The organism is Myxococcus sp. AM011 (assembly GCF_013372595.1).
Classification (GTDB): Bacteria; Myxococcota; Myxococcia; order Myxococcales; family Myxococcaceae; genus Myxococcus; species Myxococcus eversor.
The window spans coordinates 40,603-50,931 of the sequence record NZ_JABXEM010000044.1; the positions used below are offsets into that span (position 1 = coordinate 40,603).

At 68.8% G+C, this 10,329-nt stretch carries 6 protein-coding genes; 2 read left to right on the forward strand and 4 right to left on the reverse strand.

Annotation, left to right across the window (positions count from 1 at the left end; genetic code table 11):
* Positions 1-10: 10 nt before the first annotated feature.
* The gene (locus tag HUW62_RS12100; protein ID WP_163867220.1) at positions 11-3,514 is read right to left on the reverse strand and encodes a pyruvate carboxylase; all 3,504 of its coding nucleotides are present in this window, start codon (positions 3,512-3,514) and stop codon (positions 11-13) included.
* A 119-nt stretch (positions 3,515-3,633) separates the two neighbouring features.
* Between HUW62_RS12100 and HUW62_RS12105 the strand changes: the two genes are divergently transcribed.
* A complete protein-coding gene (locus HUW62_RS12105) occupies positions 3,634-5,004 on the forward strand; it encodes a cytochrome P450 (RefSeq protein WP_176434510.1) in 1,371 nt (456 codons plus the stop codon).
* A 12-nt stretch (positions 5,005-5,016) separates the two neighbouring features.
* Here HUW62_RS12105 and HUW62_RS12110 read toward each other — a convergent pair whose 3' ends face one another.
* Complete coding sequence (locus HUW62_RS12110) at positions 5,017-6,282, reverse strand: MFS transporter (RefSeq protein WP_176434511.1); 1,266 nt, start codon at positions 6,280-6,282, stop codon at positions 5,017-5,019.
* Positions 6,283-6,563: 281 nt separating this feature from the next.
* On the opposite strand from HUW62_RS12110, the gene HUW62_RS12115 reads away from it, so the two are divergent.
* Positions 6,564-8,411, forward strand: coding sequence for an SBBP repeat-containing protein (locus tag HUW62_RS12115; protein ID WP_176434512.1), 1,848 nt, complete (start codon positions 6,564-6,566; stop codon positions 8,409-8,411).
* A gap of 46 nt (positions 8,412-8,457) precedes the next feature.
* On the opposite strand, the gene HUW62_RS12120 is transcribed toward HUW62_RS12115, so the two are convergent.
* Positions 8,458-9,888 (reverse strand): FlgO family outer membrane protein, encoded by a 1,431-nt coding sequence (locus HUW62_RS12120; protein ID WP_176434513.1) that lies wholly within the window; start codon positions 9,886-9,888, stop codon positions 8,458-8,460.
* Positions 9,888-10,329: CsgG/HfaB family protein (locus HUW62_RS12125; protein ID WP_217911280.1), on the reverse strand; the 442-nt coding region annotated here is incomplete at its 5' end. The genes HUW62_RS12120 and HUW62_RS12125, both read right to left, overlap by 1 nt.

Below are 10,329 nucleotides of genomic sequence, written 5' to 3' on the forward strand. Positions count from 1 at the left end.
TCTCGCGCCCCTACTGAAGCACCACGAGCAGGTCTCCGCCCTGGACCGAGCCCTTCAGCGTGGTGGCGACCTCCGCGACGGTGCCCGCGCGAGGCGCTCGCACCACCGTCTCCATCTTCATCGCCTCCAGCGTGACGAGCGGCGCGCCCGCCGTCACGGCGGCCCCCGCCTTGATGTGCACGGCGATGACCGTTCCGGGCATGCTCGCGGCGACGTGGTTGGGATTGGCGCGGTCCGCCTGCCGGCGCGACTCCACGCGAGCCGCGCGGCTGCGGTCCCTCACCTGGACCGTGCGGTTGTGGCCGTTGAGCGCGAAGTAGACGGTGCGCAGACCGTCGTCGTCCGGTTCGCCCACCGCGGACAGGCTGATGACCAGCGTCTTGCCCGGCTCCAGGTCCACCCAGATCTCCTGTCCCACCTCCATGCCGTAGAAGTAGTTGGGCGTGTCGAGGATGGAGACGTCCTCGAAGCGCGCGGCATCGTCCAGGTAGCCCGCCATGACGCGCGGGTAGAGCGCGCTGGAGATGGCGTCCACGCGCGACAGCGCCTGGCCCGTCTTCTTCGACAGCTCGGTGCGCAGGGCCTCCAGGTCCAACGCGGGGAGGCTCGCGGACGGGCGGCCCTCCACGCGCGGCAGGCCCTTGAGCACCGCGGCGCGCAGGTCCTCGGGGAAGCCGTTGGGCGGCTGGCCCAGCTCGCCCCGGAAGTAGCCCACCACGCTGGAAGGGAAGTCCAGCCGGGGCGCCTCCGCGATGAGCTTCGCGTGCGTGAGCGTGGCGGCCTCCGCCAGCGTGGGCGCGCGCACCATCAAGTCGTTCTTCAAGAGGAAGATGGCGAAGTCGCCCACCATCTTCGACGACGGCGTCACCTTGGGGATGTCGCCCACCAGCACGTTGACCAGCGCGAACGCGTCCTTCACGTCGTTCCACCGGCCGAGCAGCCCCATCTCGGCGACCTGCGGCCGGAGGTTGGAGTACTGGCCGCCTGGAATCTCGTGGTAGTAGACCTCGCTCGTCGTGCTCTTGAGGCCGCTCTCGAAGGGGGCGTAGTACTCGCGCACGTCCTCCCAGTAGTTGGCGAGCGGCTGGAGCCGCGCGTTCGCGAGCCCCGTCTCACGCGGGTGGCCGCGCAGGGCGCTCACCAGGGCGTTGAGGCTGGGCTGGCTCGTCAGGCCCGCCATGCTGCCCAGGGCCACGTCGACGATGTGCACCCCGTGTTCAATCGCCTCCAGGTAGCTGGCGACGCCATTGCCCGCGGTGTCGTGCATGTGGAGGTGGATGGGCAGCTTCGTCACCTCGCGCAGCCGGTCCATCAGCATGGCCGCCGCGCGCGGACGCAACAGGCCCGCCATGTCCTTGATGCACAGGAAGTGCGCGCCCGAATCCTCGATGCGCTTCGCCAGGTCCGCGTAGTAGTCGAGCGTGTATTTCTTGCGCTTGGGGTTGGCGACGTCGCCCGTGTAGCAGATGGCCACCTCCGCCACCTTGCCCGTCTTGAGCACTCGGCGGATGGAGACCTCCATGCTGCCCAGGTCGTTGAGGCTGTCGAAGATGCGGAAGACGTCCACTCCCGCCTCGGCCGCCTCGTCGATGAATGCCTCCACCACGTTGTTCGGATAGCTGGTGTAGCCCACGGCGTTGGCGCCACGCAGCAGCATCTGGAGCAGCAGGTTGGGCGCCGCGGCCTTCAGCGCGCGCAGCCGCGCCCACGGGTCCTCGTTGAGGAAGCGGTACGCGGTGTCGAACGTCGCGCCGCCCCAGCTCTCCAGGCTGAACAGGTCCGACGCCAGGTGCGCCGTGGCCGGAGCCACCCGCAGCACGTCCCGGGTGCGCATGCGCGTCGCCAGCAGCGACTGGTGCGCGTCCCGCATCGTCGTGTCCGTCAAGAGCACGCGCTTCTGCGCGAGCACCCACTCGGCCAGCCCACGAGGGCCCTTCTCCGCCAGGATTTGCGCGGTGCCTCGGGGCGGGGGGCCGGGAGGCGCCACCGGCAGGCGCGGCTCCATGAACTGGGTGGGCTTGAGCCGCTGGTGGCTCTTGATGGTGGGATGGCCGTTGACGATGACCTCGGCCAGATAGGTGAGCAGCTTGCTGGCGCGGTCTCTCCGGGGCACCAGGTGGAACAGCTCCGGCGTCTCGTCGATGAAGCGCGTGTAGGTCTCTCCGGCCTGGAACGCGGGGTGGTGCAGCACGTTCTCCAGGAAGGGGAGGTTCGTCTTCACGCCTCGGATGCGGAACTCCCGCAGGGCGCGCTGTCCCTTCATCACCGCGCCCTGGAACGTGGGCGCATAGGCGATGACCTTGACCAGCATGGAGTCGTAGAACGGGGAGATGTGCGCGTTGGTGTAGCCGTTGGAGCCGTCCAGCCGGATGCCGAAGCCGGTGGCCGCGCGCCAGGCGGTGATGACGCCTGCGTCCGGCATGAAGTTGTTGGACGGGTCCTCGGTGGTGACGCGCAACTGCACCGCGAAGCCGCGCGGCTGGATGGACTCCTGCGAGGGGATGCCCACCTCGGGCGAGCCGAGCGCGTGGCCCTCCGCGATGCGAATCTGGCTCTGCACCAGGTCCACGCCCGTCACCTGCTCGGTGACGGTGTGCTCCACCTGGAGCCGCGCGTTGCACTCGATGAAGTAGAAGTGGTCGTCGGCGACGAGGAACTCCGCCGTGCCGGCGCTGCTGTAGCCCGCCTCCTTCGCCAGCCGCACCGCCGCGTCGCAGATGGCGCGCTTGAGCGCCGGGGCCAGGTTGGGCGCGGGGGCGATTTCGATGACCTTCTGGTGCCGGCGCTGCACCGAGCAGTCGCGCTCGTGCAGGTGGACGAGCTGCCCGTGCAGGTCTCCCAGCAGCTGCACCTCGATGTGTCGCACCCGCTCCAGGAACTTCTCCAGGAACACGGCCGAGGAGCCGAAGGCGCTCTTCGCCTCCGAGCGCGCCGAGTCGAGCGCCGCCGCCAGCTCCTTCTCCTCGCGCACCACGCGCATGCCGCGTCCGCCGCCGCCGTGGGCCGCCTTCACGAGCACCGGGCCGCCGTGCTCCGCGAAGAACTCCCGCGCGCGCTTCAGCACCTGGACGTCATCGCCCTCCAGCGTGGTCCCCGGCACGGTGGGCACGCCCACCTGCTTCGCCAGCGCCTTGGCGGCCACCTTGTCGCCCATGGTCCGCACGACGGCGGAGCGGGGGCCGATGAAGCGGATGCCCCGGCGCTCGCACGCCTCGGCGAAGTCCGCGTTCTCCGACAGGAAGCCGTAGCCGGGGTGGATGGCGTCCACGCCGGCCCGCTCCGCCACGTCGAGGATTTCGTCGATGCCCAGGTAGGCTTCCACGGGGCGCTTGCCATGGCCCACGCGGTAGGCCTCATCGGCCTTGTGACGGTGCTCGTGCGTCCGGTCCTCGTCGCTGTAGATGGCGACGGTGCGGATTCCAAGCTCGTTGCAGGCGCGAAACACGCGGATGGCGATCTCACCGCGGTTGGCGCACAGCACCTTCTGGATGGGTCTTGGGTCGGTGGAGGCCATGGCTTGGGGAAGGGGATAGGGCGCTTCCCCCTCCCGGCGCAACTGGCCCGTGGCGGGACGTCGGTTTCAAGTCACTGCCCGGGCTTGACGGTGGCAAGGCGACCGGAACAAATCGGGGTATGGACACCTCTGTTCCCTCTCCCTCCGCGCGCCGCAAGGCCGGCCCTCGGGGATTGCCCGTGCTGGGAAGCTTCTTTCCCATGCTCCAGGAGCCGCTGGCCCTGGCCAACAAGCTCCACGCCGAATACGGCGACGTGTCCCTGGTTCGCGTCTACGGCTACCCGATTGCCTTCCTGCGAAACCCGGTGGACGTGAAGCGGGTGCTCATCGACGAGCCCCAGGCCTTCCCCAAGCCGCGCATCGTCAATCCCTTCAACGGCAACGGGCTCACCGTGAGCCAGGGGGAGCTGTGGAAGCGGCAGCGACACATGGTTCAGCCGATGTTTCACAAGGAGAAGGTCCGGCAGTGGTCGGGCATCTTCAGTGAAGAGCTGGCCAAGGTGCTGCAACGGTGGACGGCCCTGGGCGCCAAGGGCGAGTCCTTCGACATGTACACGGAGGCCGCCCGCCTGATGTTCGCGGTGATGTGGCGCACGTGCTTCGACGAGGTCCCCCGCGAGGAGTTCTTCGCGGGCATCATGGACGCCATCGACGTGTTCGGTCGTCGTCGCGGACCCTGGGGCACGCTGTACTACAAGGTGCTGCCCCGGTTGGACCCGAACATCGACCGGATCGGCATGGCGCTCTGGCTCGTCAACGGGTGGATCTACGCGCGGCTGGGACAGCGGCGCGAGCGCGGGACGCAGGACGGGGACATCACGCTCCTGTCCGCGCTGGTGGAGGCGAGGGCCCGGGACACGGGCGAGCCGATGGAGGACACGCAGGTGCGCGACGAAATCGTGAACCTCTTCGGCGCCAGCTTCGAGATGATCGCCACCTCCCTGACGTGGGCCGTGCACGCGTGCACGCAGCACCCGGAGGTGACGCGCGCCATCCGCGAGGAGGTGAGCGCCGTCTGTGGCAACGCGCCACCCAGGTACGAGGACGTGGCGAAGCTGCCGTACACGAACCGCGTCGTGCAGGAGATCAACCGGCTGAGCCCTCCCGCGTGGACCATCCTCCGGGAGACGGCGGACGACGTGGAGGTGGGCGGTGTGCTCCTGCCCAAGGGCACCAACCTCCTCATGTGCCCGTACGCCATCCACCGGCACCCGGACCACTGGAAGGACGCCGACACGTTCGACCCGGACCGCTTCCTGCCGGAGCGCCTGTCGGGCATGCACAAGTGCGCCTACGTGCCCTTCGGTGCGGGCCAGCGCATCTGCGTGGGCCAGCACATGTCCCAGGTGGACACGGTGCAGACGCTGGCCACGCTGCTCCAGCAGTGCGACGTGGAGTACCTGGGGAAGAACCCCGTGGAGTGGCAGACGCGGCTGACCTTCGTGCCCAAGCGGGGCATGCCCATGCGGGTGCGCGCTCGCAAGGGCTGAGGGCCGGACACGTCAGGAGGGCTGGGAGCGCGCGCTGGCCTCGGTGGCCGTGTCCGGAGCGGTCTCCTCGAAGTCGAGGTCGCGGTGGAAGGTCTCCTCGATTCGCGTGAGCGCGAGCAGCGCGAGGCCGAAGCAGATGCTGCCCACGGTGATGGCCGCCATGGGCACGGAGATGTAGCCCTTGAGGAGGGCGAAGCCGCTGGCGGCGATGGCGGCGGAGCCTCGCACGAAGTTGGGCACCGTCGTCGCCACCGTGCCGCGGATGTTGGTGCCGAACTGCTCGGCCGCCATCGTCACCAGCACCGCCCAGTAGCCCACCATGATGCCGATGAAGAAGCTCAGGATGTACACCGTGGTGCTGGTGAGCCCGGGGACGAGCCCGTAGACGAGCATCAGCAGGAACCCGCCCACCAGGTTCAGCGCCACCGCGCGCTTGCGGCTCTTGAGCCACTGGCTGAACAGGCCCGCGAGCAGGTCGCCAATCGTCAGGCCGATGGAGCCATAGAGGATGGCGTTGCCCGCCGTCACCGTGCCCTGCACGTTGAGGCCCGCGGTCAGCTCCGGCGCGAAGGTGAAGAGGATGCCGGTGGTGAAGTAGATGGGGACGCCAATCAGGATGCAGCAGATGTACTTGAGGAACCGGCCCCCCTGGAGCAGCAGGAAGGGGTTGGCGCGCGACGGGTCCGTCTTCTTCTTGAAGAGCTCCGACTCGGACACCTTGAAGCGGGCGAACAGCAGCGCCAGGCCCATGATGCCGCCGGTGAAGTAGGCCGTCTTCCAGTGCAGGTGCTGACCCACGAAGGCCGCCGCCACGATTCCCAGCATGCCGAGCGTCGCGACGATGGTGGTGCCCAGGCCGCGCTTCTCCTTGGGGAGCGACTCGGCGACCAGGGTGATTGCCGCGCCCAGCTCGCCCGCCAGGCCCACGCCGCCCAGGAAGCGGAACACCGCGTAGCTCGTCACGTCCCAGGCGAACGCGTTGGCCAGGTTGGCGAACGAGTAGAGCAGGATGGAGCCGAACATCACCGACAGCCGGCCGCGCTTGTCGGCGAGCACGCCCCACAAGAGGCCGCCCACCATCATCCCCACCATCTGGCAGTTGTAGATGAGGATGCCCTTGGACAGCACCTCCTCCGGACTGGTGATGCCGATGTCCCGGAGCGACGCGGCACGCACCACGCCGAACAGCGTGATGTCGAAGAGGTCGACGAAGTAGCCGAGCCCGGCCACCAGCACCGTCAGGTTCAGGACCGAGCGCAGCTCACGCAGGAATTTCATGGGCACGATTCAATGGGTTTGGTTCGTCGCGAGCAAGACCGATTCTTTCGACGCAGCGCGTGCAAAACAGGTCGGCTTGCAATGCGTCGGGAAATATGAACCGTGATTCAGGTCTCAGCCCCGGGTGGGGCGGTTTCGTCCCTCGCCAGGGCGGTTTCGTCACATCCCTCGCCGGAGGTCGCCCCGGGCTCTGTATCTCCGTGTCCACCGGGGGCCTGGAGTCACGGGGCCGCCGGAAGGCCGCGCGCACTTCCGCGCTCGCGGCGCGAGGAGGAGACACCATGAGATTCTTGAACGCGGTACGAGGGATGTTCCTGGCGAGCGCGCTGGCGCTCGTGGGCTGCCAGGGTGGGGAGCCGGGCGACGACGGCCAGACGGAGGCGCCGGGGAGTCAGGAGCAGCGGATCTCCAACTGCGTCAGCCTGGTGCCGGTGATGACCAGCAACAACGCGCCGTCGGGCTTCGTCACCAGCTCGGGCGTGTACGGCTCGAATCCAGCCGCCTACGAGCCCTGGAAGGCGTTCGACAACGCCACCACCTTCTGGCTCTCCACGGCCAACGTGACGCCCGCGTGGCTGGGCTACGAGTTCGGCGGGGGCGCGATGAAGACGGTGCGCCGCTACGCCATCTCCTACTCCAACGGCTCCATCACCACGCGTGCCCCGAAGAACTGGACGCTGGAGGGCTCCAACGGCAGCACGTGGGTGGTGGTGGACACGCGCATGAACGTGATGGGATGGACGAATGAGCGGCGCGAGTACGACGTGGCCCACCCCGGGACGTACAAGAAGTATCGGCTGAATGTGTCGGACGACAACGACTCCCGCGCGGGCATCGTCGTCCTGTCCATTGGCCGGCTGGAGCTGTACCAGTGTGACGCGTTCCCCACGGTGGCGGACGTGTGGACGAAGACGTCCGGCGCTCCGGGTGGCTTCACGCGCATCCATGACCTGGCGGGCGACCCGGCCGGCCGCACCTACTCCACGGGCATGACGACGGTGGGCGTGGAGGGCCAGCCCATGGCTGGATTGATGGACGGCTTCCTCACGGCGCGCGACTGGAACGGCAACATCAACTTCCACAAGCAGCTCGGCGCGGCGGGCACCGTCACCCTGGGCTACGGCGTCGCGCGCAACCGGACGTTCGAGGAGATCTATGTCGCGGGCTTCACGGATGGCGCGCTGCCTGGCGCCACCAGCAGCGGGGGGCGTGATGCGTTCATCACCCGGTACCGCTACACCGGCGTGTTCGGCTGGACGCGGCAGATTGGCCTGGCAGGGGCGCAGACGGAGGGCTACGGCGTGTCCATCGACTCGTCGGACAACGCCTTCCTGGTGGGCTCCACCAACGGCAACCTGGACGGCAACGTGCGCACCGGCAACTACGATGCATTCGTCACCAAGTACAACGCCACGGGCGTGAAGCAGTGGACGCGACTGTTGGGCGTGGCGGGGAAGACGACCCACGCGCGGCGGGCCTCCGCCGACACCTCCGGCAACGTCTACGTCTCCGGCTGGACGGACGGCAACCTGGATGGCCAGACGCTCACGGGCCCGCAGGATGCGTTCATCACCAAGTACGACGCGGATGGCGTGAAGCAGTGGACGCGGCTGGCGGGCGCTCCCGCCACGGCCGTGTGGCTCTACGGCTCCACGCTGGATGCGAGCGGCAACGTGTACCTGACGGGCTACAGCGGCGGCGGCATGGATGGCGTGCCCAACGTGACTCCCGCCATCGACGTCTTCATCGCGCGGTTCAACCCGGCGGGCGTCAAGCAGTGGGTGTGGGAGCTGGACTCGGGCTCGGGCTCGTGGGGCATGGGCATCTTCGCCCATGACGACGGAATCTACGTGACGGGCGGCGCGGTGGCGGACGTGACGCTGACGTCCGACACCTCGGGCGGCATGGTCCACAACTACGTGGCGAAGGTGAACTACTCCGGCGCGCTCCAGTGGATCAAGCAGCAGCCCACCGCGGTGCTCAATGGCGTGGAGAAGGACGTGCGCAGCATGGGTGTCGTGGTGGACCAGGACGACAACATGTACGTCGGCGGTTACCTGGACGGGAACTTCGAGGGCAACACCCTGCAGGGTGCCCCCGACTCCTTCCTGACGAAGATCGCCCCGTAGCGAGGATGCTGGAGGCGCGGCACGCGGGACAGGTGCCGCGCCTTCATTACTCGTCGCTGGCGCGGATGTTGACGACGAGGACGCGCGCGACGCTGGCCTTCTCACCCTCGGGGTCGACGGCCTGGTAGGCGGTGAGTCGCTCTCGGGCTTCGTTGTAGAGGCGCAGGCGGACGAGGGCGACGATCTCCGATTCGCGCGCGTTCCGGGCGTAGGACTTCTCGACGGCGGAGGCACCGCTTCCCCAGGCCTCGTAGTAGGCGCGGCAGGCGAGCAGGGACTGGGCAAAGGCGTGATGGATGGCGGGCTCGGAGCAGCGGTTGTAGTCGCGCTCCATCCGCACCGAGCCGGTGGGTTTTGCCTGCCGCTCCAACTCCTCGATGCGCTGGGCGAACTGGAGCTCCTCCGTCGCGAGCCTGTCGTTCATCGCCTTGGCGGATTGCTCGTCGGCGGCGCGGTCCAGGGCGGAGGCCCGCATCATGGCGTCGACGGCGTCGGCCAGCAGGCTCTGGGGATAGGTCCGCAGGAAGGTGTCTCCGGCGTCCCGCTCGGCTTCCCATTGCCCGAGCTTGCCGAGCGCGATGAAACGAAACCACGAGGCCGTCTCGGCTGGGAGGCGAAGTTGATACAGGGGAAGTCCCATCGGGAGGACCCGCTCGGTGTCCTGGACCAGCGTGCGCCAGCGCCCCCGGACGTAGTTCGCGTCCAGCAGTCGCAGTGCGGCCGAGGCGCGCTCCTCGGAGGGGCGCTTGGGGTCCTGCATCGTGGCCCGCAGCTCCGCGTCGCCGGCCTCGCGCGCGGGTGTGGCGCGCAGGGCGTGCTCGGCGAGCCGCCTTTCCAGGCGGGAGAGCTCCTCACGGGCGTACTCGAAGCCCGGGGAGCCCGCCAGCGTCGCGCGCAGGAGCCAGGCGCGCTCGTCCTCGGTGGGGGCGGCGAGCGCCCGTCCATAGGTCTCCAGGGCGAGCACCGCTTCGCGCCCCGAGGGACGCTTCACGCGTGGCTTCACGGGCGTGCCGAGCAGCCGGCTCGCCACCTGATCTTGCAACGAGAAGATGCGGTCCATGGGACCGGTGACTTTCGCCGTGTCGAGCACGACGCCGGTCTCCACGTCGATGAAGCGCGCGTTGATGCGCACCTGTTGCTCCGCGCGCTGGATGCTGCCCAATACGACGGTGCGAGCGCCCACCAGACGGCCCACGCGGACCGCCGTCGACTCCGTGGATTGCTGTCGCTCGTGGAGGTCCAGCTCCGCGAGGGCGGCGTCGAGCTGCTCGCGCTCCACCAACTGGATGCGACCGCTGGCGCGCAGGTCGGAGATGAGCGTCTCCGTCATGCCGCGCGCGAGCCAGTCCAGCGAGGTGTCCGTGTTGAGGTTGCGGAACGGCATCACCGCGGCGGGCCCCGGTGGCGGCTTCGCGGGTTCCGCCGCGAGCGCCACGTGGGAGCACGCGAGGAGGAGCAGCAGCCAGCGGGGGGCCATCAAGGTCTCAGCCTCTCGGGCAGGCGGGGCAGCAGCGCGCGCACCTCGGCGGTGAGCGCATCCTGGACCGCGAAGGAGTTGCTCGCGGGCCCTTCCACGCGCGCCGTGTCGAGCACCTCGCCGGTCTCCACGTGCACGAACCTCGCGGCGATGCGCAGCATGTCGCCCGCTTGCTGGAAGCTGCCGAGCACCACCACCTCGGCACCCACGATGCGACCGAGACGGGCCCGCGTCTCCGGGTCCACCCGCGCGCCCTGCGTGAAGTCCTGTTCCTCCAGCGGGAGGTCCAACTGTCCGCGCTCGATGAGCCGCATCCCGGGTTGGGCGCCTACGTCGGTGACCACCGCTTCGGACAGGGCCCACTCCAAAGGCGTGAGCGAGGTGTCTCCACTCAGGTTCCGGAACTTCAGCACGCAGACCCGCACGGGGCCGGTGGGGGCG

What these genes read in the sequence shown, in the direction of transcription:
- HUW62_RS12120 (WP_176434513.1), bottom strand. Translation starts at nt 9,888, where the DNA reads ATGGCCCCCCGCTGGCTGCTGCTCCTCCTCGCGTGCTCCCACGTGGCG.
- HUW62_RS12100 (WP_163867220.1), bottom strand. Translation starts at nt 3,514, where the DNA reads ATGGCCTCCACCGACCCAAGACCCATCCAGAAGGTGCTGTGCGCCAAC.
- HUW62_RS12110 (WP_176434511.1), bottom strand. Translation starts at nt 6,282, where the DNA reads ATGAAATTCCTGCGTGAGCTGCGCTCGGTCCTGAACCTGACGGTGCTG.
- HUW62_RS12105 (WP_176434510.1), top strand. Translation starts at nt 3,634, where the DNA reads ATGGACACCTCTGTTCCCTCTCCCTCCGCGCGCCGCAAGGCCGGCCCT.
- HUW62_RS12115 (WP_176434512.1), top strand. Translation starts at nt 6,564, where the DNA reads ATGAGATTCTTGAACGCGGTACGAGGGATGTTCCTGGCGAGCGCGCTG.